Source organism: Serratia sp. KH_031, from assembly GCF_057839655.1.
The window spans coordinates 4,481,303-4,507,705 of record NZ_CM174496.1 but is presented as its reverse complement, the minus strand read 5'-3'; the positions used below and the strand labels follow the sequence as shown (position 1 = coordinate 4,507,705).

The following is a 26,403-nucleotide window of genomic DNA, read 5'->3' as shown; positions in this document are numbered from 1 at the left end:
CCCCGGCCTTCGCCGGGGTTAAAGTCATTTAGAAGCCACTTAAAACCACTTCACCATGATCATATTTTTTCATATTATTTCCACTTACTTCAAAAATGCAGTAATTAAAATTCTTAATTAACAGATTACATCCTTCATCCTCAACATCTGTATTTCCAATAAAATGGAGCATCAGGTTATCCGAAAGAAAGATTTTAAAACCGTCTAGAGTTTCTTCTATTTTTTCAACTAAGTACTGATTATCAAAAGGTCTTCCATAAGGACCATCTGGCAGAAAGAAGTAAAATGAACTCCTCTTACTGACCCATTGTGCAACTATTTCATTCGATTTCATTTTTTTATGATCCAGTCATTCTGTGGCGTAGGTAAAAATATCTGAGTACCACCACCATGTAGTGTTGGATTAGTTCCTTTAGTACCAGTTTGGGCTGCTGCTGCACCTTCGTAATACGTTGTTCCTTTAGGTATCTTGATAATTGCTTGATTTTGGAAAGTGTTTCCCCATTCAGGGAGAACTGCACTATCCAACTGAGATTGCAACGGACCTTTTGATGGTTCTGGAGTCCAATAACGGCCATCAACTTTCGCTGAACCGCCATAATCTCGATATAGATAAATATCCGTTTCTGCAACTTTCTCAGTATATGTCCCACTTCTGAATGTTGAAGCAGGGGCTCGTTGGTCGCTTGGATTACCTAATGGGCCAGCTTCATGTGGACCATAAGATTTTATGGTTTGCGCTGATTGAGCAGTTTCAGCGGATACAACTTTATTTGTCAAAGAACTTAGTTTGCTTGCTGCTGCATTACCCAAAATGGGGGTTACTGAAGCTGCTATAATTTTCATTCCGTCATAGCTTTCGATATATGCCGTGGCCGTCGCTTTATCAACCTCAAGTTGCGTCATGGCATAGTTCACCATTGCATCCTTCACCTGCTGCTGATTCTGTGCATCAACACTGGTGATATTCAGCAGGCTAACTATCTGGCCGTAGGCATCCGAGTATTGCTGGCTCACCTTCGAGTTATACGGCCCAGTTTCGTACTCACCTTTGGCCGCAATAACTTCCAGTCTTGCACTGGCACAACCCGCACTTCCGGCATTACCATTTCCGCAGGCATCTATCACTTTCTTGTCGCTGGCAATATCCTTTTCACGAAGTTCATTCACCTTCAGCTGCGCCTGCTCACGCTCTGCCGGGTCTTTACTATTCTGGAGTTTCAGCTTCGCCAGCTCAAGCTCTGTCTTCTCCGACACACTCAGATAGTTATTCTCAGCTGTCGTCTTCGCCGCCTGACCACCTGCCACCGCATCTGCCGAGCTATCACCCGTCAGCCCACCCGCAAGACCACCGACCAAAGTAGCCAACGCACTGATGGTTTGTTTCTGATCTTCGCTCAAGTCACTAATTTTGGTGTCTTTGCCGTACAATTGGTCTTTGATGATCCCGGCCGCGAGCTCTCCCGCTGCGGCACCTGCAGCACCCGCCACGGCATTATTGCCCTGTGCTGCTGCGATCGCGGCATTCACCGCAGCATGAGCTAGCGTGCGTGCCGCCAAATCATCAGTGCTTTTGGCGATAACGTTCGCGATATAGGGCGCTGCGCCACTAGCGATAGCTGCTTTAATATCGCCGCCAGCCAAACCTTGGATCGCTGCTGTTGCTGCCTGCATCCCTCTCTGGATAGTACTCCCTGTACCCCATTCGGTTTGTGCTTTCTTGTACGCCGAGGTGTTCGCTAATGTCGCGTTGTACGCTTTCCAGTCGTCTTTTGTCGCTCCTTCTCCCGGCTCTTTTACCGGTGGATTACGTTTCGCCAGTTCCTCTTTACCCGCTGTCGTCGCCCGTATTTGCCCTTCGGTTCTGGCAATATCCATCGCCATATTGCCGATTTCCCCAATCAGTTGCGCTTCCTTCAGCCGGTTCTGCTCCTTCTCTTTATCAAAAATAGGGGAGAGGGCTTGATTGGCGTGTTCAACATCGCGGCTCAAGTCATCGACATTTTGCGTTTGTTTCTCGCTATCACGAATAATGAGTGAGCCCTCACTCACCGCCGATTTCGTCGTCGAGCTGGCACTGTCGCTGCCGTTCACGCCGACCAACAGGCTGTTTGCCATGTTCCCTGCAAACTCTTTGCCGATATTGCCGCCGGTGCTGATACCCACGCTCTGGTGTTCGACCTTGTACTCCGCTTTGTTATCGATATCGTTAAAGCCTAGCGTACCCGTATCCAGTTTGTTCTTGCTGGCATCTGCCGTTGAACCAATAACGGCGCCATCCAACTGCGTATGCTCCCCAACATGGATATCAAAACCGCCTTGGCCGGCAAAAATCCCGGTCTGCTCTTGCACGCTATCGTAGGTAGAATGCATCTTGTCTTTGCTGACGTTAACACTTGCCGAACCGGTCATTGAGCCGAAGGTAAAGCTACCGCCTGCGCTGACGTTTTGCTGTTTCGAATCATAATAGTCACTATCTTGCTGGCTTTGCAGTGTCAGATTGCGCCCGACGTCCGCTTTCACCGTTTCACCACTGACCTGCGCACCGATTAGGGTAGTGTCACGTCCGCTGACGATATTGACGTTGTTACCCGCGTTGACCGTGGTTTCGGTATGGGTGGTGCCGTTGCCGCTCTCTGAGCCTTTGCCCTTGTTGACGCTGGCAGAAACACTAATCCCGAAGCCGCCCGAGCCGACACCAATGCCTACGCCCACCGTGCCGCCTTTACTCTCATTCTTACCGTCTAGCAGGCTGGTATTGTCGCCAGATATCAGGTTGATATCGCGGTTGGCATTCATGTTGACGTCTTTACCGGCCTGCAATTGGCTACCAACAACCGTGATATCGCCGCTCTGTTTTTTATCTCCATCACCAAACGCCAGAATATTCAGATTGTTACCGGCCGTCAGATTGCTGCCCTGAACCGTGTTCTGCTCACTGTGCTGGGTCGATGTAGACGACTGGCTACCGTAAGACAGGTTGACGCCGATCGTATTGGTATTCGCCGGATCACCCCCTTGAGCCCCGTCCAGCCGCGCCGCTTGTACTGCCTGCGCACCAGAAAGTGCGGCTTTGGTGCCTTGCAAGGCCGCTAATCGACCGTTACTTTCATCATTGGCTTTTTGCGCGGTATCAACGGCTGAACTCAACGCACTACCCACCGTGCCGGACAACGCCAGCGTCAGACCCGAGGTTTTCTGCTCGAAAGTTTCATCACGCCGACGCATATCCAGCCCCGGATCTATCTGCACGTTTTTCCCGGCAATCGACAGATTGTTCTTCGCCAGCAGATCCGCACCACCAATGTGTGCATTCCCTCCCGCAATGATGCTCACGTCGCCGCCGGTGCTGCCGATAGTGCTCACACTCTGGCTCTGCGTCGTTCCGGCTTCATTCACTTGGTGGCGGCTGGACGTACTCCCGATGGTGATACCCAAACCACCGCCACTGAACATACCGCTCTTTTTCTTCTCGTTCAGGCGATAGCTGGATTGCTCTTCGGTGGCGGCAATAATATCGATGTTATTGCCTGCTTGCAGTGAAACCTGTTCATCGCCCACGACGGAAGAGCCGCGTACTTTCAGGTCATTACCCGCCAGCAGGCTGACGTTATCGCCACTCAGCATCGTGCCTTTTTCATGGGTAGCGTAATCTTCCTGCACTTGGTGAGTGGTGGTTTTCGAGAAGGTTTTCTTCTTCACTTTGGTTTCTTCGAAGAAGTGGTAATCACTTTCGGTGGCACTGTTCAGGGTCAGATCACGGCCTGCACCCATGGCGATGTCACCACTGGCTTGTACCTGCGTGGCATTCAGGGTGACGTCGCGTCCGGCCAGGACAGAGGTATGTCCGCCACTGGCAATTTCGGTGCTTTGTTGGCGGACAGTATCATCCACCTGCTGGGTACGATCACGTTTGCTTTCGCTGTATTCACGGGTTTGTTGGGTGTTAAGACTGACGTCACGCCCGGCGCTCAGGCTGACGTTATTCTGTGCCACCATACCAGCGGCTTGCGTGGTGATATCCCGTCCGGCCTCAAGCAGCAAATTATCCCCGCTGACCAACAGACTCCCTTGGGCGGTATTGCTCAGAGACTTGCCGCTGCCATGACTGCCTTGTTCTGTCCGATGCTGTTCATCCCGACTGGCGGTGAGTGAGATATCCCCGGCGGCTTTTAGGCCGAGGGTGCCTTGTTCACTTTGCAGCGTACTGCCTTGCACGTTGATATCGCCGTTATCGGCGATGACCGTGACGGCCTCTTTGGCGCTGAACAGGCTGCCTACCGAGGTATCGCTGGCGCTTTCGACACTGCGCTGGCTTTGTGATTTACCGACTTTGTTTTGTTCGCTGTCGCTTTCATTCACCTGCTGACGAGCTTCTTTGATGGTGACTTGCTGCGCGCGCAGGCCGATGCTGCCTTCGGTGCTTTCAACCTGTGCGCCTTGTGCGACAAAGTCGCCACCCGCCAAAATCGTCACGCCGTTGTCACCGCTTAAGGTGCTGGTGTGCAGGGTATCGGCCTGTCGGTCGTTGCTGACCGAAGAGGTGCTGCTGTTGGCTGCCAAGTGGGTGGTGTTGGTGGTGGTATCTGCCAGCAGGGAGACATTACCGCCAGCCTGAACCCGCGTTTTACCGCCCGCTTTGGCTTCGCTACCTTGCAAGGTGATGTCTTTTCCGGCGTTGAGGTTGAGGTCGCCACCGGCCGACAGGGTGCTGCCGAGTGCCTGTTGCAATTCCCCGCTGACCTGCGCCATGCGCGAGCCTGCCTCTTCCCAGCCTTCGCGTTTACGGTTGCCCATCGAGCCGGAGATGACCTCCACATCGGCCGTGGTGGTGCTGCGTGCGGTGGTGATGTTCAGGCTGTTGCTGGCGCTCAGGCTGAGGTTCTCGCTGGCGCTGAGTTTGGCACCTTGCAAAGTGATATCTCCACCACTGAGGTTGAGTTCACGTGCGCTCATGCTGGCCTGACGCAATGCATCTTGCAGGTTGGTGCTCAGGCTGATGCTGTCGGCCAGCACGTTAATCGAGTCAGCACGAATATCGCCGCCTTGATGCAGGAACTGGCCGGTGTCGATGCTTAAGGCTTTGTCGGCAAACAGATTACCGGCGTTGGTGAGGCTGTCGGTTGAGAGCTGGAGATTGCCGCCAGCAATCACCGCGCCATCACCAGTGACGCGTACCGTTTGGTTAGCCAGATAAACTTTCGGTACCCAGACGGTCTGCGGGCCACTTTCGGTGTCGACGGTTTCGCTCACCAGCCAGACGATATCTTGCTGTAATGCGGCGATTTGCGCCGGGGTGAGGGCGACGCCCGGTACCAGATGGAAATCTGCGGCGGTCTTGATGGCGTTATTCATCAGCGACTGATATTGCGCCATCGCATCCTCGCCGCGCACGGAAGGGCGACCGGTCAGCATCAGCAACTGTTCCCGCACCAAGCGTTGTTCGTAGTAGCCATCGCCCAGACGTTTGTGGACTGCACTCGGGTCATAGCCGACGCGTTGCAGCAGATAATCACTGCTGAGGAAGTTGCTGCGATTGGCAAAGCGTGGGTCGGTCACCACCAGATACGGGCTGTTTGCCGCCGTTTGCTGACGGAACAGGCCATTATTGGGGATGGAAGTTGCCACGTTGCCCAGATGCTGTTTGTCGGTCAAGGCCAGTTCTGCAGGGGTGAGTGGAGGTAGCCCGGTCTCGGCATCTTGCCAATCCCCACCGTCGATGTTGACGGCTAACGGGTTGCGTTCCCATTCTGCCCGTTCGGCGGTGGCGGCCTGCTGCGCCGCTTCGACACCACTGATTTGCGCTTGATTGACGGTGGTGTTTTCCAGATGTGCGCCGCTGATCGTGACGTTGCCGTGCCCGCTGATGACGCCGTCAACGGTGGTTAAGGCGGTGGTTTCATCGCGGTTAAAGGTCGGGTACCAGTGATTGGTATCTCGGTCGTAGTGGTCGACAATAAACTCTTGGCGCCGCTCATTCACCGAGTAACCCCGGTTGATGATGTTGGCATTGCCGTCAATCGTTAGGTCGCCATTGGTGCTGATAGTGCTGGCATCGTTCAGTAGTTGTCCGGTAACACGCAGGAATAAGTTACCACCAGCCAGCACACGTGCCCCGATACCGGCAGAAACCAGCTTATCGGTGGTGACGGTGCCGGTCACTGTGCGTTCACGCAGGTTATTGTAATCACTGACATAAGGGGCACTGGCGATATCCAGATACCGCTCTGGGTTCCACTGTTCAATCTGCCCACGGTCGTGTTCACGCCAGAAGGTATTGTGATAAGGGGTCGGCACCCCGGCGTTCTGCCGCCAGCCTTGGGTCTCGTAGAAGGTGATGGCATAGCTGCCATCAGCATTCGGCACCAGTGCCAGATAGTTAACCCAGAGGCTGATCGGTTGCCCCAGATTGTTTTTCACCCGCACTTCTGCGCGCTTGGTGGCGGCGTCAATGTTCAGTAAGGTGCCATACGGGTTGCTCTCAACCGCAGCATCATTACGGAAGGTTAATGACTGTGTGGTCGGTGCCAGGGTGCTGACATCGGTATTGACCCCGGAGCCATAAGAGCGCCAGTAGTAGTTATAACGGTGCCATTGGTAGTCACTGGTCTCGGCGTCACGCTCAATGACCAACCCTTCGCGCAGGTTGTCGAAGCGTTTGGCTTCGAGGGTGATATCGCCCTCTGCTTCGATATAGCTGGCGCGGTTCTCGATCAAATCGCTGCTGGATAACTGCAAGGTGCCCGCGCTGTAAATCAATGCCTGATCGCGGTTAGTTAAGCGCTCACCGGTCATCAGGCTGATGTGTTCGGTGGCAGCGATCAGCGCATTGCTCCCGTGGTTGTCGAGGGTGCGGCTGTTGACCGTCAGATTATCGGCCATCAGCGTAGCTTGGTTGTCCAAACTGTCACTGTCGATGGTCAGAGTATCGGCTTCGATGCGCCCTTGATTAAGCAATGCGCCGGTGGTTAGTTGCACGGTGCTGCCCACCAGCGTCGCGAGGTTGTTGAGGTGGGTGCTGTGGAGCGTGAGTGAGCCCGGCAACAGCCAGTCAGCCAGATTGGTCAATATGCCCGCGACACGCAAGGTGACGGCAGTGTTACTGCTGAGGGTATCCCCGATGCGGTGGGTGTAATCCTGCGCAACACTTAGCGTTAGTGCCTGCTGGCTGAGTAGGGTGCCGCCCTGATTATTCAATGAGCGCGTGGCGACGGTCAGCATACCGCCGCTTTGGATGTAGCCGCCTTGGTTAAATAGCGCGAGGGAAGGGACGAACCCTCCGCTGATGCTCAGTGTGTTATTGGCGAGAATGGTACCCTGACGGTTATCCAGCGAATCTAACTGTGACAAGGTCAGGGTGCCCGCACTTTGTACTCGGCCCGAGGTGTTATCCAAGGTTCGCGCGTTGACTTCAGTATGTGTGGTGCCGATGAGTAGGCCGCCATCCCGGTTGTTCAGCTGATCGGCTTGTACGCTTAGCGTGCCTTGGCTGCTGATAATCCCATGATTGCTGTTATCTATATCGGTACTGTTGAGTGTTAGCGATTGGCTGGAGACTAACTGCCCAGCCTGATTGTTCACGCTGTTGCTGTTCAGGCTCAGTGCGGCACCGCTGTGGATCTTACCTTGTTGGTTATTGAGCTCGCCGAGCTGGTAGATACCGGTTCCTTGGCTGACGATAGTGCCCGTCTGGTTATCCAACTGGTTTGCCGTAAGCTGAATATTCCCTAGGCTGCTGAGGGTGCCTTGCTGGTTCTTTAATTGGTCAGCCACGATCTGTTGCGCCTGATTAGACCGCACCGTGCCTTGGGTGTTATCCAGTAAGCCAGAGAGCTGTATACCGAGCTGCTGTTGGCTGGTAATGAAACCCTGTGCGTTCAGCAATTGTGCGGCACTGATCTGCATTTCTTCGCCGCTTTGTACTTTGCCCAAACGGTTATCTAGCTGGCCGTTTAAGGTCAAAGATAGTTGTTTTTGGCTGTAGAGCAGACCATTTTGCTGGTTATCAATGCCTTGAGCGCGGATCTGCAATTGCTCACCCGCCAGTAGTTGTCCACCGGCATTGTGTACCACGCCAGCGGGAAGTGAGTCAGTTAGCCCGTGTAGCCATAAACGCGACTGAGCGCTGATCTTCCCACCTTGGTTGTAGATATCCTGAGCGGTGCGCAGTATCGCATTGGCGGCAGATTGCACGATGCCGTATTGGTTATCCCAGGTGTTGGCGGTCAAAGAGGCATCTTGCTGGCTGACGACTTCCCCTTCACGGTTATCAAAGCGCTGGCTGACCGTTGTCAGCGTTCCTAGGCTGCCGATCCATCCTTGTGTATTAAAGATATCCTCGGCCTGCAAACGCTGCGTGAGTTGGCTAATGATATTGCCACTGCGGTTGTCCAAGGCGCGGGTGAACTGCATATCTAGGCTGTCTAACGCCTGAATTTCACCTTGTGTATTGAGCAGGCTGAGTGCGCGCACCGTGCTGCTGCCACCACTGGCGAGTTTTCCGCTTTGGTTATCCCACGCGCCATCGAGGTTCAAGGTCAGCGCTTGCTGGCTCTGTATCAACCCTTGCTGCCGGTTGTTCAGTTGTCCACCGCGCAGCGACATCGCACCGCCGCTTAGCAGTTTGCCTTCATCGTTATTGAATAGGCTGAGCGGACTCCCTTGCCAAACGAGATCTTGCTGCGCGGTTAAATAACCGGCGTGGTTATTGACGTTGCCAGTGGTGTTGAGATTTAACGCTCCGCCTGATTGCACTTTGCCAGCCGAGTTGTCTAAGCTACCTGTGACTATGTTGGCTTGTTTTCCACCCAGCGCAGTACCGTTGCGGTTATCCCAGTTGCCTGCGGTGCTGATATCCAGCATTTCTCCGGCGTTTAGCAACCCTTGTTGGTTATTCATGGACTGGCTGCTTAACGTCAGGTTTCCGCCGGAGAGCAATTTACCTTGGCTGTTATTCACTTCGCGTTGTGTTGTCACCGCAAGATGCGATTGGCTTTGCAGCGTGCCATCTCGGTTGTCCAACGCGCCGGTATCCAGTTGTAGGCTACCATTGCTGCCCAACACTCCAGACTGGTTGTCCAGCAGGCCACTGACGCGCCAATGCTGCGCAGTGCCATCCAACGCCACCAAGCGTCCGCGTAAGTTATTGAGCGTGGTGGTATTCAGGCTGAGTCGTTGCGTTTCAATGCTGCCATCGGTGTTATCCAAGCCGCCCGTTAGAGTAAAGCGGCTTTCACCCGTTCCCACCTGTGACCAAACACCCGATTGGTTGAACAGGCTATCTCCGGTGATTTGCCAGTTTCCTGCGCGGATTTGCGCTTGTTGCGTGTGGATATTGCCTTGGCTATTAATGGTGAATTGTTCGCTGTCTACCTGTGTTTGTTTCAGGGCAACATCACCGGTTTTGGCCGTTAACACCGCTTGCTGACTCGCCAAACGGCTTTGGCTTAAATCGATCTGACGGCCAGTGACGCTGACCTTTTTCTGGCTCAGCAAACTGCCACTGGCACGAATATCTGACTGGCTAGTGAGTGTTAAATCGGCTTGGCGAGTCAAGGTGCTGTTGGCATCGCTACCCGCTAAAAGGTGTCCGCTGCTTTGGATGGCCTGCGCCGATTGCAAAGTCACATTGCCTGCGGCGGCCAGCGTTCCTGATTGCTGAATTCCACCTTGGCGACTTTGCACGGCAAGCTCACCACCGCTGTAAAGTTTGCCGTGGTGTTCAACGCTGTCTCTGGCGGTCAGGGTAATATTTCCCCCGGCCTGCGTGTATGACTCCGCCGTGCCAGATTGCCAGCTGAGTTTGCCTTCACTACTGATGGTTAACGTCTTTTCTGCTTGTAGATGCCCACCTTGATTGCGCACGCCGACGCCAGCTTCGGTGCCGACCATGCGAATAGCGCCACTGTACATGCCGCCCAGTTGCCCCATATCAATCGCCACTTCTGGGGTGTTTCCGTCTGTTGCTAAGGCAGTGATGGTTTTGCCATCGGCGCTGATTTTGTTACGCCCCGCGACAACGGAGATACTTTCCTGCGCCCGGACTCCGGCGTTGATCTGCACCGCCCGAGCCAAAATCTCGGCATATTGGGTATCGTGGCGAGTATCACCATTGAGGCCGCCACCTTCAATCCGAATAACCCCTCGCTCCACCTGATAACCGGCCAAACTGCCATCGGCATTGAGTTGCGGTTTACCGGTGGTTAACGTCATTCGCCCGGCGTTGATGGTTCCGCAACCGTCACACACGATGCCCGATGGGTTAGCGACGACGACCTGTGCCTTGCCCCCTGCGACCTCCAGAAAACCGCGTAGCTGGCTGGGGTTGTTGCTATTCACTTCGTTAATAATGACTTTGGCCGGAGCTTTGTTCGGATCGAGTTTAGCGTTACCTTGGATGTAACCGGCCAGTTGGGTGGAGGTCATTACCGCAGAGTTGTTGAGGATCGCCCCTTGTTTGTTGACGTCAAACTGCTGGTATTGGTTATGTGATACCCCGGCCTGATTGGGCGCATTGATATTGACCTGTGGCAGCCCATTCTGCGTGGTGATGACTTCCGGGCGCTGCGCAGCGCTACCGTCGGCAACGATCCCGTTAGCGAGTGCTGGAGAGGCAAACAAGGCTAGCCCAACCAACCACCCAGCGCGGCGTAACGTTACCCACAGGCGAGTGCTGCCTGTTCCACGGCTTTGCCCTGGCATGGTGCTGCAACTACGGGTCAATTCTGACACCACTCTCAGTTCACCTTGGGTACGACTGAAAATGATGCGATAGCAATGTTTGTTCATGAGCTACATCCCTGAGAAATATTGATCCAAGCGGCAAAAAATGTTTGCCTATTCCCTTTAGAAATCATGGCTAGATTTGTAGGTTGATGCTGAAACCGGCGGTGGTGCCAGAGGTATGGAAACCTTCCGGTTTGTAGAGCGGTAAGCCCACAAACAGGTCGTAACTGAAGCGTTGCCACAGTGCTCCGCGCACACCTAACACGCTGCCCGCCAGTTGTTGCCCGGCTAAGTAGCGGGTTCCGGGGCCATCTACCCGGCCATAATCCACACCCCAATACAGTTCCTGATTGCTGGCCAACACCGCCCAACCGAGCTCGTTGCGCCAAATCAACCCTTTTTCACCCGAGAGGCTTTGTTCACCATCAAATCCCCGCACGGTATAGCGCCCGCCAATCGCCAGACGATCCTGTGGTGTTAGCGGTTGGCCGCTCCATTGCCCGCGCAAGCTGGTGTTGTAACGCCAAGATTGGCTGAGCCATTGGAAAGGTTGGTTTAGGCTGATGTCTCCCATGAGCATGTTGGGACGGGATGTGCCACCGTTATAGGCCTCTTCTGGTGCAGGTAGCGCGCCAAACGCTCCGGTACCGTTACGCCAGTTGATATTGGCATCCAACACCGCATTGCCGAGGTAACTGCGTTGGCTGAATCCTAGCTCCCAGCCTGCCGTGCGGCGCTGTTGCTGCTCAATCTCAATGTCATCCACCGCATTGGTTGAATGACGGCGATAGGCGCGCAGATTGAGAGTGGTTTTGTGCGCCTGATTACGAAATAGCAGGCGGGAAGCGGTGAATTGGACATTTTCGCTTTTGCCGCTGTAAGTGAGCACCTCGTTGGCATTGGCAATGTTCTGGTGATAGGTATAGTCGTTGTAGTTGGCCGAGAAACTCCAGTAGCCGACTGGAATGGTGTAATTCAGCGTATTAGAGCGGCTGTCGTAAGGGCCATCGCGGAACAAACTTCTGCCGATGTTGGCATAGAAAAGATCGTTCTGGGCGAAGGGGGCGTCAATCGACAGCGTCGCGGAGCCTTGATATTTGCCGGTGCTTTCAGAGCCGCTATCGTCAAGTCCGAGGCTGAGATGGAACGGGCGGCTTTCTTTCCAACTGATCACCAGATCGCTGGTGGCTTCTTGTGATCCCGGCACAATTTGGATATCCGCCTCGACGTTCGGCACCCGTTTGAAATTCTCCAAGCCTTGTTCGATATCTCTTAGATTAAGGATATCGCCTGAATCGGCAGGCACGGCATTCCATAATCTGGCGCGGTAAGATACCGGTTCAACAAAATGGATCTTATCAATGCGACCCGGTTGTAGCTGGAGAGTCAATGCTCCTTGGGTGAGATCCTGCTCTTGCGCCATGACTCTGGTGGTCACGTAGCCTTTTTCTAAGATGGCGTTTTGTACTTTATTGATGGCCAGCAAGATCCCTTGCGATCCCAAACAACGGCCTTTAGCGTCTTTCACCGCATCAAGCGCCCATTGGAAACGACTGGCAGAATCGCCTACCAATTTAAAAGTATGAATCGTAAAGCAAGGGGACTCATTAGCCGGGTAATCTGGCAAGGAGACATTTGGGCGATTCAGCCGAATGTCAGTTTGCGGCGTATTTTGTTGTTGTAGCGCACGTTCCCTTTCCTGTTGCCGCATTTGTTCTTGGGCATCAATGACCGCTGCGGCCGCATTTTGGGGCAGCGAAGGGGGGAGCATATTGGCTGAAAGCAGGGCGACAGGCTGCATTGCGAAGCAAAACAGGCTAGCTTTGGAAAGCAATGCCAAATAACGGGTCATCAACGTCATCCTTGACTGAATGTATTAATTGTAAAAATTTATGAATTGGCGCGGATTATCAAGCGATAGTGGTCTAAAAGCAAGCACCTAGATCTTTGGCGATGGAGTCACCGAGTGTCTGAATTCACAATTTTAGCTACGCCCCGACCCTCCTCCCCAGCTAATCCTCAAGCAGGATGATGCTGCGCAGTCTTCTCCACGGCTATTCTCCATGCCATAACAGCGCTAAATTGACTCATTCTACCGATAGAGAGCCTTTTCTATGTCCCAGCCCATGCTTAAAAAGGATGTTTTCCTCGCGGCACTGACCCGTCAGTGGCAGCGTTTTGGTTTGAGTTCTGCCCAGCAAATGACCCAGCACCAATGGTGGCAAGCGGTCAGTGGTGCATTGGCCGAACAGTTGGCCGCTCAGCCTGCGCCTCGTGCGAGCAGTAAACCGCTGCGCCACGTTAACTACATCTCGATGGAGTTCCTGATTGGTCGTTTGACGGCGAATAACCTGATCAATCTGGGTTGGTATGACACCGTTGAGGCCGCGTTGGCGGAACAACAAATCAAATTGGCAGACTTGCTGGAACAAGAAACCGATCCTGCCTTGGGTAACGGGGGGTTGGGGCGATTGGCGGCCTGTTTCCTGGATTCCATGGCCACCGTAGAGCAACCAGCGACGGGCTATGGTTTGAACTATCAATACGGCTTGTTCCGTCAGTCTTTTAAAGATTGTCATCAACAAGAAGCGCCAGATAATTGGCTGCGTGAGCACTATCCGTGGTTCCGCCACAATGCCGCGCTCAATGTGGATGTGGGCATTGGCGGCAAAGTAGAAAAACTGCAAGATGGCCGTGAGCTGTGGCACCCGGCATTTACTCTGCGCGGTGAAGCTTGGGATTTACCGGTGTTGGGCTATCGCAATGGCGTCACTCAACCGCTGCGTTTGTGGCAGGCCACCCATGCACATCCGTTTGATTTAGGCGATTTCAACGACGGTAAATTCTTGCAGGCTGAGAAGCAGGGCGTAGACGCGGCGAAACTGACTAAGGTGTTGTATCCGAACGATAACCATCAGGAAGGCAAGCGCCTGCGTCTGATGCAGCAATACTTCCAATGCGCCTGTTCGGTGGCGGATATTCTGCGTAAACACCATCAAGCCGGGCGTAAGATTGAGGACTTGCCGAAGTACGAAGTGATCCAGCTGAACGATACTCACCCGACCATCGCCATTCCTGAAATGCTGCGCATTTTACTGGACGAGCATCAGTTGGATTGGGATGCGGCTTGGGCGATTACCAGTAACACTTTCGCGTACACCAACCATACGTTGATGCCAGAAGCGCTGGAGTGTTGGGATGAAAAACTGGTGCGCAGCCTGTTGCCGCGCCACTTCTCTATCATCAAACAGATCAACGCCAACTTCAAAAAATTGGTCAATAAACAGTGGCCGGGTGATGAAGCGGTTTGGGGCAAACTGGCGGTGCATTACAACAAACAAGTTCGCATGGCTAACCTGTGTGTGGTCAGCGGTTTTGCGGTTAACGGCGTCGCGCAGTTGCACTCGGATCTGGTGGTGAAAGATCTGTTCCCGGAATATCACCAACTGTGGCCGAACAAATTCCACAACGTCACTAACGGCATCACGCCGCGTCGTTGGCTGAAACAGTGTAACCCGGCGTTGTCTGGCTTGATTGATAGCACGTTGAAAGTGGAATGGGCGAACGATCTTGATGCGTTGAAAGGGCTGGAGAAGTTCGCCGATGACCTGGCTTTCCGCGATCAATATCGTCAAATCAAACGTGATAACAAAGTTGCGCTAGCGAATTATGTACATAGCGTGATGGGGCTGACGCTTAACCCGGATGCGATCTTCGACGTACAAATCAAACGTCTGCACGAATACAAGCGCCAGCACTTGAACTTGCTGCATATTTTGTCGTTGTATCGCCAACTGCGTGACAACCCGCAATTGGACATCGTGCCACGGGTGTTCTTGTTCGGTGCGAAAGCCGCGCCGGGCTACTATCTGGCAAAGAATATTATTTACGCGATCAACCAAGCGGCAGAGAAGATCAATAACGATCCGATCGTCAAAGATCGTCTGAAAGTGGTGTTTATCCCTGACTATCGTGTCTCGGTCGCGGAACTGATGATCCCAGCCGCGGACATTTCTGAACAGATTTCTACCGCCGGTAAAGAGGCTTCCGGCACCGGCAATATGAAGCTGGCGCTGAACGGGGCGTTGACCGTTGGAACGCTGGATGGTGCTAACGTCGAGATCGCCGAGCAGGTGGGTGAAGACAATATCTTTATCTTCGGAAATACCGTTGAACAGGTAAAAGCGATTCTGGCGAAAGGCTACGATCCGCTGAGTTACAGCAAGAAAGATAAGTATTTGAAGGTGATATTGGACGAACTGGCGAGCGGAGCCTTCAGCAACGGCGACAAGCAGGCTTTCGACATGATGCTGCACAGCCTATTGGCAGGTGGCGATCCTTATCTGGTATTGGCGGACTTTGCCTCCTATTGCCAAGCCCAACAGCAGGTTGACCAACTGTACCGTGATAGCGATGAGTGGACACGCCGTACCATCCTGAATACCGCGCGTGTAGGGATGTTTAGCTCGGATCGCTCGATCCGCGATTATCAGCAGCGTATCTGGCAAGCCAAACGTTAAGGAGAACTCATGCGTAAAGGTATCGATCAGGCAGCAACCCTGGCGGGGATCGCAGCCGATTACATTAATGCTCACGGTAAGCAGCAAGCGATCCCGACGGATACCAAACGCAAGCTGTTGGCGGCGATGGGGCGCGGTGAGGCTGTGCAGGAAGCCGTCGTTACGCCACTGCCAGTCGTGAAAGTGTTTCAGCAAGGCACACCGGTAAGCCTGCCGTTGACGGGCAGTGGAGAGTACCACTGGGAGTTGGAACTGGAAGAGGGCAGCCAACAATATGCTAGCCAACAACAGGGACGCGCCAGCGCCGGTAAAACCCTCACTTTGCCCGGTAAGCTGCCGTTGGGTTATCACCAACTGACGTTGACGCAGGGTCAACAGCAATGGGGCTGTCGCCTGATCGTCGCCCCTAAACGTTGCTACGAACCAGAGGCTCTACTCACCGGTCAAAAACTGTGGGGAGCCTGTGTGCAGCTTTATACGCTGCGCTCCAACCGTAATTGGGGCATCGGCGATTTTGGCGATCTGCGGAATATGGTGATGGAAATTGCGGAGCGCGGTGGAGCCTTTATTGGCCTCAATCCGATTCACTCGCTGTACCCAGCCAACCCGGAAAGTGCTAGCCCGTATAGCCCGTCGTCGCGCCGTTGGTTGAACGTGCTGTATATCGATGTCACTGGAGTTGAGGATTTCCATCTTAGCAAGGCGGCGCAAAAGTGGTGGAACAAAACTACGACGCAAAAACAGCTCGCTCAAGCTCGACAAAATGATTGGGTAGATTACAGCGCCGTCACTGGTTTGAAATTAGAAGCGTTGAAGCTGACATTTCCACAGTTTCAGGTGCGTAGCAGTGGCGATTCAATGCGGCGTGCCTTCGATGCGTTTGTCCTTGCTGGAGGCAGTAGTCTGTACCAGCAGGCAGCGTTCGATGCGTTACATGCGCATTTGGCGGCGCAAGACAGCAGCCAGTGGGGATGGCCTGCGTGGCCGCAAGAATATCAGCATGGCGATAACGCGGCTGTAGCGCAGTTTTGCCAGCAACATCAGGACGAGGTGACGTTCTACCTTTGGCTGCAATGGCTGGCCGCGAATCAATTCGAAGAGTGTTTCTTGCAGAGCCAGCAGCAGAAAATGCCGATTGGTTTGTATCGCGATTTGGCGGTCGGTGTGGCGGAAGGGGGGGCCGAGACTTGGTGCGATCGTGAGTTATATTGCCTACAAGCTTCGGTTGGTGCGCCGCCGGATATCCTCGGCCCACTAGGCCAAAACTGGGGATTACCGCCGATGAACCCGCATGTGATGGCGGAACGGGGTTATCAACCGTTCATCGATCTGCTACGTGCCAATATGACCAGTTGCGGTGCGTTGCGGATCGATCACGTGATGGCGTTGCTGCGTCTGTGGTGGATACCTTACGGTGAAACGGCCGATAACGGGGCCTATGTAAAATACCCGGTGGATGACCTTCTTGCGGTATTGGCTCTGGAAAGCCAGCGTCATCGCTGCATGGTGATCGGTGAAGATCTTGGGACGGTACCGGTGGAGATCGTCGGCAAACTGCGCGATAGCGGAGTTTATTCCTACAAAGTTCTGTACTTTGAACGTGATAGCGACAATCAATTCCGCGCCCCGCAGGCTTACCCGGTGCAAGCGATGGCGACCATCACTACGCACGATTTACCTACGCTGCGCGGGTATTGGGAGAGCGGCGATCTGACGCTTGGCAAGCAGTTGGGGTTGTACCCGGATGAGGCGATCTTGAAAGAGCTGTTTACCGATCGCGAACGTGCAAAGCAGGGATTGTTGGATGGTTTACATCGTTACGACTGCGTACCAGAGAAAGTGGGCAAGAAAGCGGCGTTGCTGACGATGAACCCAATCTTGAATCGTGGCCTGCAACGTTATGTTGCCGATAGCGCTAGCGCCTTGCTTGGCCTGCAACCAGAGGATTGGTTGGATATGAACCAACCGGTGAATATTCCCGGTACCAGCGATCAATATCCTAACTGGCGGCGCAAATTGAGTACCAAGCTGGAGGATATGTTCGCCGATCAGCAGGTTAACCGGTTATTGAAGGATTTGGATCAACGGCGCAGGAAGGTATCGGTGGGTTAAAACAGCAGGGCCAGTGTAAAAACTGGCCCTGTGGTAAATCACTGACTTTTTAAAAATCAATAATATGAATGCTCGCCGCGCTGGTGTTCTGTCAGATCGCGTACGCCTTTCAGTTCTGGGAACTTGACGAGTAGCTGTTTCTCAATACCGTCTTTTAGCGTAACATCAATCATTGAACAACCGTTACAGCCACCGCCGAATTGTAGGACGGCGTAACCGTCTTCAGTGATTTCCATCAATGTCACCCGACCGCCGTGACCGGCCAGTTGCGGGTTGACTTGCGATTGCAATTCGTACTCCACACGTTCCATCAACGGGGCATCATCATCCACTTTACGCATTTTGGCGTTGGGTGCTTTCAGCGTCAGTTGTGAACCCAGTTGATCGGTCACGAAGTCGATCTCGGCGTCTTCCAGATACGGCTTGCTCAGTTCATCAATGTAGGCGGACAGTTTCTCAAACTCCAGTTTGGTATCTGTCGCTTCCACCGCGTCTGGCGGGCAATAAGAAACACCGCATTCTGCGGTCGGAGTACCCGGATTAATCACGAATACGCGGATTTGGGTGCCTTCCTCTTGGTTTGCCAATAGTTTGACAAAGTGTTCCTGTGCAGCATCTGTTATACGAATCATAGCATTAGCTCAATAGTTGACTTCTATAGTAGGTTATAATACGCCCATTGCCGTGGCACTACAACGTGCGGCAAACGCACCAGATTTGTAACGATGCGACACCTTGCGCCTGCAACAGTTTAGCGATTTCCGCCACCGTACTACCAGTGGTAACGACATCATCTAGCAAGACGACGTGTTGCCCGGCGAAATTCTCGTCACAGCGAAAAGCACCACGCAGATTACGCCGTCGTAAGCGGGCAACCAGTCGTTGTTGCGGTGCCGTGGCGCGTATACGGCGTAAAGCCGCTGGCCGATATTCGCAATCTAACCAATGCGCTAGTGGCCGCGCCAACAGATCGCTTTGGTTGTAGCCGCGTTGCCAGCAACGTTGATTCTGTAAGGGTACGGCTAAAATCACATCGGGTCTGTTCAGATATTGCTCTCGGCGGATTTGTAGCCAGTTGAGTAATAGCAGACGTGCCAAAGTTCCTGCTAACTCTGGTGAGCGGTGAAACTTGAATTTTTTGATTAACTGACTGATTGGCGGGCAATAGTCGGTAGCAAAGATCAACCGTTGCCAAGGGCGTGGATGCTGTAAACAGCGTCCACAAGGATGCAATGGATCGCCAGAAGGTAAGCCGCAACAAGGGCAGCAGAGCGGTTTTTGGGGCAGATGGCGTAGGCAGTAGCTGCATATACCCTGAGTGGCGAGCTGTAATGGTTGTTGGCATAGCCAACAGCGGCTGCGGATTGATAGCATAGTCGTCCTCCGTGACGGACTGAAACAAGGACAATAACTGATGACTGCGTTGTATTGGCAAACAATAGGTGAAGGCGATCGCGATCTTGTGCTGTTGCATGGATGGGGGCTGAATGCCGAGGTGTGGGGTTGCATGTTAACGCGATTGTCGCCGCATTTTCGCCTGCATCTGGTCGATCTGCCGGGCTATGGCCGCAGTCAGGGTTTTGGTGCTATGTCGCTGGAGCAGATGGCGGAAACGGTATTGGCTGTTGCGCCGGAGCAAGCTTGGTGGTTAGGTTGGTCGCTTGGTGGATTGATAGCCAGTCAGATTGCATTGACTCACCCACAGCGGGTGAATGGCTTGATTAGCGTGGCGACCTCCCCGTGTTTTGCTGAGCAGGATGCATGGCCGGGTATTCGCCCTGATGTGTTGGCAGGTTTCCAACACCAATTGAGTGTTGATTTCCAGCGTACCGTGGAGCGTTTTTTGGCGTTGCAGACGCTGGGGACTGAAAGTGCTCGTCAGGATGCACGCTTATTGAAATCGGTGGTGTTGAACCAACCGATGCCAAGTGCTGAAGTTTTGAATGGCGGATTGGAAATTCTGCGTACCGCCGATTTACGCCAGCCGATGGCGGCTCTCACGCTGCCACATTTGCGGATTTATGGTTATCTCGACGGGCTGGTTCCGCGCAAAGTGGCACCGTTATTGGATGAAGCGTGGCCGCAATCACCTGCGGTGGTGATGCCGAAAGCTGCCCATGCGCCGTTTGTTTCCCACCCCGATGAATTCGCCAGTACGGTGCACGAATTTATTGTGGCACGTTGATGTGGCGAGACGTGCTAACCGCACAAAAGAGCGCGAAATGTAAACGGTATCGGAGAATAAATAGAGTATCTGCCGAATACGGTTAATGGCGGATAGTTAATTATAAATTCCATATTAGAGGGACGTTTTATGAAATCATTGAAGATGGTTGTTGCAGCTCTGGTGGTCGGTTCTATGTCTTTTGGTGCAATGGCTGCGACGCTGTTGACTAAAGAAGATGTGGCAAAGGACCCGACCAAATATGAAAGCCTAGGTACCGTAACGGTAACCGGTGAAGAAGCGCCGATGGATGTCAAAGATGCATTGGCTAAAAAGGCGGATGAGAAGGGTGCTCAGTACTACGTGATTATCGCGGGTCGTGAACACGGTAAATTCAGCGCGATGGCTGAAATTTACAAAGACAAGAAGTAACCTCGATTAAGTGAGGGCGCAGTGTTCATTGAAGCTGCGCCCTCTTTATCAATTCTCAGTCAGTATTTTTCAAGCGGTAAACCACGGTACTGCTGCACCCTTGACCTTCCGGGCAACTCTTACAACTGCCACTCAAGCAATCGCTATTATCCTGTTCGATACGCTCGACTTTACCCATTGCGGTTAAGCGCTCCAGCATGGCCTCGACCAGCGACAGCGGGGTTGCTAACTGCCGGCTGAGTTGCTGCGCTTGCACGTTACCGTGCAGCGCCACAGCATCGCGGATTTGTAGCAGGCTAGCCATCAGTGACAATCACCCTGCGGGCCCTTGCAGCAACTGGCGGGTGTCGCATTACTCAGACGTACCGTTACGCGGCTGCGGGCTTTGCGCAGACCAAACAAGATCAACGCGTTGACGATTAATACCGCAAGAATGGCGACCAAACTGTATTGCGGATGCTGCTGGAAGGTCGCCACCTGATAAAACAGGGTCGCCAGCGAGTAGGCCAAATTCAATCCCCACAGGATGGAGAACGTCATCCAACCGCGGCTGGACTCACGGGCAATGGCTCCCATCACTGACACGCAAGGCACATACAACAACACGAAGATCAGGTAGCTGTAGGCGGAGATCGACGTACCGAACTTGGTGCTCATGGTGCCCATGGAACTGGAGCCCATTTCACCGTCGCCTTTGCTGGCTTCAATGGGGTTAGACAGCACGCTCAGGCTGAAGGTGTCTTTCAAGCCCTGCCAGGTTTCCTGCACTGCGCCACCCAATTCATCTAACAGATTGAAGTTAGCCGCGTCGAACTGTTCGTTGGTAATGTGTTCGGCGGTATACAGGGTGTTCAACGTACCGACCACCACTTCTTTCGCCATTGCACCGGTCACCAAGCCAACGGTGGCCTGCCAGTTATCCGGCTGTACGCCCATCGGTTTCAGCAGCGGGGTGAGTACTTTAGACACCGAAGCCAGCGCCGAATCGTTGATATTGCCGACCGGTTTGCCGCTGAACGAGAAGCTGTTCAGGCCACCAATAAAAATACTGACGATGATGATGACTTTACCGGCGCGCAGCACAAAACCTTTCAGGCGTTGCCAAGTTTGCAGCAGTAGGCTTTTCAGATGGGGAACGTGGTAGACCGGAAGCTCCATCACAAACGGTGAGGCTTCGCCACGCATGATGGTGTATTTCAGCACCAACCCGGTGAGAATGGCGACCACAATCCCCAGAATATAGAGCGAGAACACCACGCCTGCGCCATCTTGCCCGAAGAAGGCGGCGGCGAAGACCGCAAAGATTGCCAAGCGTGCACCGCAGGACATAAACGGTGCCATCATGATGGTGATCAGGCGTTCACGCTGGGCGTCTAGGGTACGAGCGCCCATCACGGAGGGCACGTTACAACCAAAGCCGACGATCAACGGCACAAAGGATTTACCCGGTAGACCCAGCGCTTGCATGAGGCGATCCATCACGAATGCGGCACGCGCCATGTAGCCGGAGTCTTCTAGGAATGATAGGAACAGATACATCATGCCTATCTGTGGTACCAGCGGCAGCACGGTGTTGATCCCGCCGCCAACTCCTTGTGCCAAGAATACCGTCAACCATTCCGGGAAATGCAGGGTGTAACCCAGCCATTGAATGCCTTGGATGAAAATAGCGGCCGAGCCAAGATCGAAGATCGGTTGCAATGCGCCGCCGATGTTGATCGCCAAGACGAACATCACGTACATCACCAGCAAGAAAATCGGTACGCCCAGCCAGCGGTTCAAAATTACTTTATCCAGTATCTCGGTCAGGCGGTTGGGCATTGCCTGCTGTGAGTTACTGACTGCGTCGCACAGCGTTGAAATTGACTGGTAACGCGCATCGGCGATCACCAATGCGGGATCTTCCTGCTGCTGTTGTTGCAGTGCCAGCTTAGTTTCGGGCAGTAAGGCGACGGCGTTTCCTGCCATCGAATGGCTATAGATATCACCTTCCAGCATTTGCACCGCGATCCAGCGGCGTTGCGCTTCCGGCAGGCTTTGCGGCATGGCTGCGCTGAGTTTGTCGACTTCTTGCAGTAATAGAGGAGGGTAATTGACCAGTGTTTTCAGTTGGTTGAACTGGTGGGTGTCGATCATCTGCTTCAACACGCCAATGCCATCGGCTTTGGTCGAAATCATCGGTACTACCGGGCAACCCAAACGGTCCGACAATGCAGCAATGTCGATCGCAATATGCTGGCTCTTCGCGATGTCCAACATATTCAACACCACGATGCATGGAACGCCTAGCTCCAGCAGTTGCAGCGTTAGATAGAGGTTGCGCTCCAGATTCGATGCATCGACCACGTTGATCAGCAAATCAGCATCACCACTTAAGATGTAGTGGCAGGCGATTTGCTCATCGAGCGAAGTTTGCTCAGAAATAGTGGTGAGTGAGTAGGTGCCGGGTAAATCGACCAGTGTGACCTGCGCCTGTGGCGTAGCAAAATGGCCTTCTTTGCGCTCGACAGTGACCCCAGCCCAGTTGCCGACCCGCTGACGGGCGCCGGTCAACTGATTAAATAGCGTGGTTTTTCCTGAGTTCGGATTACCAATTAAGCCGATGGTGAGTTTTTTCATAATCCAACATGATGTCTGTAAATTGAACTCAAGCCGGGCAAAGGGAGCGCGGCCAAAAACTGGGCGGCGTCGTTAGGATTGGCCGTCGAGCAGGATAAGATCCAAATCTTTTTTGCGTAGCACCAAGCTCACGCGACGGGTTTTGATTTCGACCGGATCGCCCAAAGGCGCAATACGTATCACTTCAAATGACGAACCTGGCAACATGCCGAGCGACAATAATTTCTGGCGATAAGCCGGGCTGATTTCCGTGGAGAAACCGGCGATTTTATAAGTCTGTTTTGGCAGAAGAGGCATATAACCTTCTTTAATCATGCTCGGCGTTCCTGGGGGAACGTCAGGGGACGGCATACCGAAATGGTTTATCACTTGGCGTGAGATGCTGAATACACGAGATAATACTAGTGAGAATAATTATCGTATTCAATACCGAAAGCAAGGATATTAGTAAGCAATCGTTAGTAGGTTCACATTTGCTCATCTCGTCGCAAATTTGTACTCTTTTTAGCACCAAGCCAGACGGTCTGCAAATGCGAATATCATGTTAAAACAGTTGCATAATTGTAGCTATTTCTCTGTGTCTGCGAAATGTCGCATTGCATTTTGATCCGTTTCATTACTGTCAGGGGAGTTTGTCGCTGAGAGATAAAGTTAAATGCGAGCGGTAACTATTTGTGTTTCGACGAGAAATGATCGGCAACGTTATTCTGTATTACGCATCGAGCTAATTAATCGTTTTGATGGGGGCTGCTAAAAAGCATAAGAATCGGAATTTATATATCCGTTGTTGCGGGAACAAAATAAGACATTCTATTGATGGATATCAAAAAATGCAGGGCGAAATTATCCGCCCTGCAGAGTGAGATTAGTTCTTTTTACCGAATGCCGCGGCCAGTGCATCACCCATCGCACTGTTGCTGTTACCCGCAGGGGTATTATTGCGTGGTTTGGCTTTGTTGGCCGCTGGGCGTGAGGTGTTATCGCGCGCTGGCGCGTTATTACTCCCGCCGCGACGTGGGGAGCCTTCGCCCGGTTGCTCATCCAAACGCATACTCAGTGCGATACGCTTACGTTGCAGATCCACTTCCATCACTTTCACTTTGACGATGTCACCGGCTTTGACCACGGTATGCGGATTTTCCACAAACTTGTCAGCCAGTGAAGAGATGTGCACCAGGCCATCTTGATGTACGCCAATATCGACGAAAGCACCGAAGTTAGTGACGTTAGTGACTGAACCTTCCAAGATCATACCAATTTGCAGATCGTTGAGGGTTTCGACGCCATCGGCAAATGTCGCGGTCTTGAATTCTGGACGAGGATCGCGCCCCGGTTTTTCCAGCTCTTTCAGGATGTCCGTTACCGTCGGTACGCCGAATTTGTCATCGGTGAAATCGCTGGCTTTCAGGTTGCGTACGGTACTTGGGTTGCCCATCAGATCTTGCAATGCCTGCTCGGTCGCCGCCAGAATCCGCTCGACTACGGGGTAGGCTTCCGGGTGAACGGTGGAAGCATCCAGTGGGTTATTACCGTGGTTGATACGCAGGAAGCCCGCACATTGTTCAAAGGCTTTTGGCCCTAAACGGCTGACTTTCAGTAACTGATCACGGTTATCGAAGCGACCATTCTCATCACGCCAAGTGACGATGTTCTGCGCCATCATGCGAGTCAAACCGGCCACGCGAGTCAATAATGGCACCGAAGCAGTATTCAGATCAACGCCGACGGCGTTCACGCAGTCTTCCACCACGGAATCCAGCTTCTTCGCTAATTGGCTCTGGCTGACGTCGTGCTGATACTGACCGACACCGATGGATTTAGGATCGATCTTCACCAGCTCTGCCAGCGGATCTTGCAGACGGCGGGCGATAGACACCGCACCGCGCAGGGAAACATCCAGATTCGGGAATTCCAACGCTGCCAGTTCAGAGGCCGAGTAGACCGATGCACCGGCTTCACTGACGATCACTTTCTGCGCTTTAACTTCGGGGAACTGCTGTTGCAGATCGGCAAAGAAGCGTTCGGTCTCACGTGAGGCGGTACCGTTGCCGATGGCAACCAGTTCCACGTGGTATTTTTTGCACAGAGCGGCAACGGCAACTGCTGCTTTGGCTGCCTGCCCGGTATGTGGATAGACGGTATCGGTGGCGACCAATTTACCGGTGGCATCAACTACCGCCACTTTCACCCCAGTACGTAAGCCTGGGTCCAACCCCATGGTGGCGCGCATCCCGGCGGGAGCCGCCATCAGCAGATCGTGCATATTGCGGGCGAATACGTTGATGGCTTCATCTTCTGCACGTTCGCGTACCGTGCCCATCAATTCGGTTTCTAGATGCAGGAGAACTTTGATACGCCATGTCCAGTTCACCACCGCTTTGCGCCATGCGTCAGCTGGTGCATTGTTTAGGCGCAGATTGAGGTGATTGGTAATAATCACCTCGCCTTGGCTTTCGCGCGGTGCTTCTTCGAACTGTGGGTCGGCGTTTAGTGCCAGTTGCAGTACACCTTCGTTGCGGCCACGGAACATCGCCAGTGCGCGGTGAGAAGGGACTTGGGCAATCGGTTCGTGGTGATCGAAATAGTCGCGGAACTTCGCGCCTTCTTCTTCTTTACCTTCGACGACCTTGGACACCAAATGGGCGTTTTTCCACAGGTAGTCACGGACTTTAGCTAGCAGGGTGGCGTCTTCGGCAAAGCGTTCCATCAGGATGTAACGCGCGCCATCTAACGCGGCTTTGACATCGGCAACGCCTTTATCGGCATCGACAAATTGTTCTGCCAGTTGTTCCGGTTGCTGTTGTGAGTCTTGCCACAGCGTCTCCGCCAGTGGTTCCAGGCCGGCTTCAATCGCTATCTGTCCACGAGTGCGGCGTTTAGGTTTGTACGGCAGGTAAAGGTCTTCGAGTTCGGTTTTGCTGAGTGTGGTGTTGATCGCGCCAGCTAGCTGCTCGGTCAGTTTACCTTGTTCGTCGATCGATTTGAGGATGGTCTGACGACGGTCTTCCAGTTCGCGCAGATAACCCAGACGGGTTTCCAACTGACGCAATTGGGTATCGTCCAGACCCCCGGTGACTTCCTTACGATAGCGTGCGATAAACGGCACGGTATTACCTTCATCCAGCAGACGGATGGCGGAGTCAACTTGCTCCGGCCGGGCCTGCAATTCGGTTGCAATAATGCGGCTCAGTGGGTCATTCATAAGTCTGTTATCTGTTCGGGGCGGTAAATTAATAGGGGACAGTTATACGGTCTGCCACGGGAAATTGCCAGTAAAGCAGGCCAGATGGCGATTCAGAAAACGCTGAAAACGTCATTCCTTCAGGTAATCAATCTGATTAACGTACCAGAATGCCTCGCCTGCTGGGGTTTGTACCGTGGCGGTATCACCCACTTCTTTCTTTAATAGTGCACGCGCCATGGGCGAATCGATCGAGATGTAGTCTTTGCGGCCAAAAATCTCATCGTAGCCGACGATGCGAAAGCGTTTGATATCACCGTCATCATTCTCGATCTCTACCCAGGCGCCAAAGAACACTTTGCCGTCTTGTTGCGGGGAGTAATCGACAATTTTCAGATGTTCCAAACATTTGGTGAGGTAGCGCACGCGGCGGTCGATCTCACGTAGCCGCTTTTTATTGTATTGATAATCAGCGTTTTCGCTGCGATCGCCCAAACTGGCTGCCCAAGTGACCTTTTTGGTCACTTCAGGCCGTTCTTCACGCCACAAGGTGTCCAGTTCTTGTTTAAGCTTGTCGTAACCTTCGCGGGTAATTAAAGGTGTTTTCATCGGGTTCCGTCGTGGTTGTTTTTTGACCTAGAGTCACTTCT

14 protein-coding genes are annotated in these 26,403 nt (G+C 53.1%); 4 read left to right on the top strand and 10 right to left on the bottom strand.

Annotated elements, in window-relative coordinates; all coding sequences use genetic code 11:
- Positions 1-28: 28 nt before the first annotated feature.
- The 3 genes from AC3ISQ_RS20400 to AC3ISQ_RS20390 form a co-directional block, all read right to left on the bottom strand.
- A complete protein-coding gene (locus tag AC3ISQ_RS20400) occupies positions 29-334 on the bottom strand; it encodes a hypothetical protein (RefSeq protein WP_489349454.1) in 306 nt (101 codons plus the stop codon).
- On the bottom strand, positions 331-10,788 hold the full coding sequence (locus AC3ISQ_RS20395) for a hemagglutinin repeat-containing protein (protein WP_489349452.1): 10,458 nt from the start codon (positions 10,786-10,788) through the stop codon (positions 331-333). The genes AC3ISQ_RS20400 and AC3ISQ_RS20395 overlap by 4 nt, the downstream gene beginning before the upstream one ends.
- 70 nt (positions 10,789-10,858) lie before the next feature.
- On the bottom strand, positions 10,859-12,496 hold the full coding sequence (locus AC3ISQ_RS20390) for a ShlB/FhaC/HecB family hemolysin secretion/activation protein (RefSeq protein ID WP_489353410.1): 1,638 nt from the start codon (positions 12,494-12,496) through the stop codon (positions 10,859-10,861).
- Between the two features lie 343 nt (positions 12,497-12,839).
- Here AC3ISQ_RS20390 and malP point away from each other — a divergent pair, with 343 nt between their 5' ends.
- Both malP and malQ read left to right on the top strand, forming a co-directional pair.
- Positions 12,840-15,245, top strand: coding sequence for a maltodextrin phosphorylase (gene malP, locus AC3ISQ_RS20385; protein WP_489349451.1), 2,406 nt, complete (start codon positions 12,840-12,842; stop codon positions 15,243-15,245).
- Positions 15,246-15,254: 9 nt separating this feature from the next.
- On the top strand, positions 15,255-17,357 hold the full coding sequence (malQ, locus tag AC3ISQ_RS20380; protein WP_489349449.1) for a 4-alpha-glucanotransferase: 2,103 nt from the start codon (positions 15,255-15,257) through the stop codon (positions 17,355-17,357).
- 56 nt (positions 17,358-17,413) lie between these two features.
- On the opposite strand, the gene nfuA is transcribed toward malQ, so the two are convergent.
- Positions 17,414-17,989 (bottom strand): Fe-S biogenesis protein NfuA, encoded by a 576-nt coding sequence (gene nfuA, locus AC3ISQ_RS20375; protein WP_489349447.1) that lies wholly within the window; start codon positions 17,987-17,989, stop codon positions 17,414-17,416.
- Positions 17,990-18,047: 58 nt separating this feature from the next.
- Complete coding sequence (gene gntX, locus AC3ISQ_RS20370; RefSeq protein WP_489349445.1) at positions 18,048-18,731, bottom strand: DNA utilization protein GntX; 684 nt, start codon at positions 18,729-18,731, stop codon at positions 18,048-18,050.
- A gap of 40 nt (positions 18,732-18,771) precedes the next feature.
- On the opposite strand from gntX, the gene bioH reads away from it, so the two are divergent.
- Both bioH and AC3ISQ_RS20360 read left to right on the top strand, forming a co-directional pair.
- Positions 18,772-19,542, top strand: coding sequence for a pimeloyl-ACP methyl ester esterase BioH (bioH, locus tag AC3ISQ_RS20365; protein ID WP_489349444.1), 771 nt, complete (start codon positions 18,772-18,774; stop codon positions 19,540-19,542).
- A 129-nt stretch (positions 19,543-19,671) separates the two neighbouring features.
- The gene (locus AC3ISQ_RS20360; RefSeq protein ID WP_489349442.1) at positions 19,672-19,953 is read left to right on the top strand and encodes a YdgH/BhsA/McbA-like domain containing protein; all 282 of its coding nucleotides are present in this window, start codon (positions 19,672-19,674) and stop codon (positions 19,951-19,953) included.
- Between the two features lie 55 nt (positions 19,954-20,008).
- Here AC3ISQ_RS20360 and AC3ISQ_RS20355 read toward each other — a convergent pair whose 3' ends face one another.
- The 5 genes from AC3ISQ_RS20355 to greB all read right to left on the bottom strand — a co-directional run bounded on the left by AC3ISQ_RS20355 (position 20,009) and on the right by greB (position 26,362).
- A complete protein-coding gene (locus tag AC3ISQ_RS20355) occupies positions 20,009-20,257 on the bottom strand; it encodes a FeoC-like transcriptional regulator (protein WP_489349441.1) in 249 nt (82 codons plus the stop codon).
- The gene (gene feoB / locus AC3ISQ_RS20350) at positions 20,257-22,572 is read right to left on the bottom strand and encodes a Fe(2+) transporter permease subunit FeoB (protein ID WP_489349439.1); all 2,316 of its coding nucleotides are present in this window, start codon (positions 22,570-22,572) and stop codon (positions 20,257-20,259) included. The genes AC3ISQ_RS20355 and feoB overlap by 1 nt, the downstream gene beginning before the upstream one ends.
- Before the next feature lie 72 nt (positions 22,573-22,644).
- Positions 22,645-22,869, bottom strand: coding sequence for a ferrous iron transporter A (feoA, locus tag AC3ISQ_RS20345; RefSeq protein ID WP_489353408.1), 225 nt, complete (start codon positions 22,867-22,869; stop codon positions 22,645-22,647).
- 568 nt (positions 22,870-23,437) lie between these two features.
- A complete protein-coding gene (locus tag AC3ISQ_RS20340; RefSeq protein ID WP_489349437.1) occupies positions 23,438-25,774 on the bottom strand; it encodes a Tex family protein in 2,337 nt (778 codons plus the stop codon).
- 111 nt (positions 25,775-25,885) lie between these two features.
- The gene (gene greB / locus AC3ISQ_RS20335) at positions 25,886-26,362 is read right to left on the bottom strand and encodes a transcription elongation factor GreB (RefSeq protein WP_489349435.1); all 477 of its coding nucleotides are present in this window, start codon (positions 26,360-26,362) and stop codon (positions 25,886-25,888) included.
- Positions 26,363-26,403: the final 41 nt, after the last annotated feature.

Bases quoted from the DNA above. Each gene is read 5' to 3' on its own strand.
- AC3ISQ_RS20400 (WP_489349454.1), bottom strand. From the start codon at position 334: ATGAAATCGAATGAAATAGTTGCACAATGGGTCAGTAAGAGGAGTTCA.
- nfuA (WP_489349447.1), bottom strand. From the start codon at position 17,989: ATGATTCGTATAACAGATGCTGCACAGGAACACTTTGTCAAACTATTG.
- feoB (WP_489349439.1), bottom strand. From the start codon at position 22,572: ATGAAAAAACTCACCATCGGCTTAATTGGTAATCCGAACTCAGGAAAA.
- AC3ISQ_RS20360 (WP_489349442.1), top strand. From the start codon at position 19,672: ATGAAATCATTGAAGATGGTTGTTGCAGCTCTGGTGGTCGGTTCTATG.
- bioH (WP_489349444.1), top strand. From the start codon at position 18,772: ATGACTGCGTTGTATTGGCAAACAATAGGTGAAGGCGATCGCGATCTT.
- AC3ISQ_RS20395 (WP_489349452.1), bottom strand. From the start codon at position 10,788: ATGAACAAACATTGCTATCGCATCATTTTCAGTCGTACCCAAGGTGAA.
- AC3ISQ_RS20340 (WP_489349437.1), bottom strand. From the start codon at position 25,774: ATGAATGACCCACTGAGCCGCATTATTGCAACCGAATTGCAGGCCCGG.
- feoA (WP_489353408.1), bottom strand. From the start codon at position 22,869: ATGCCTCTTCTGCCAAAACAGACTTATAAAATCGCCGGTTTCTCCACG.
- AC3ISQ_RS20390 (WP_489353410.1), bottom strand. From the start codon at position 12,496: ATGCTCCCCCCTTCGCTGCCCCAAAATGCGGCCGCAGCGGTCATTGAT.
- malP (WP_489349451.1), top strand. From the start codon at position 12,840: ATGTCCCAGCCCATGCTTAAAAAGGATGTTTTCCTCGCGGCACTGACC.
- AC3ISQ_RS20355 (WP_489349441.1), bottom strand. From the start codon at position 20,257: ATGGCTAGCCTGCTACAAATCCGCGATGCTGTGGCGCTGCACGGTAAC.
- gntX (WP_489349445.1), bottom strand. From the start codon at position 18,731: ATGCTATCAATCCGCAGCCGCTGTTGGCTATGCCAACAACCATTACAG.
- greB (WP_489349435.1), bottom strand. From the start codon at position 26,362: ATGAAAACACCTTTAATTACCCGCGAAGGTTACGACAAGCTTAAACAA.
- malQ (WP_489349449.1), top strand. From the start codon at position 15,255: ATGCGTAAAGGTATCGATCAGGCAGCAACCCTGGCGGGGATCGCAGCC.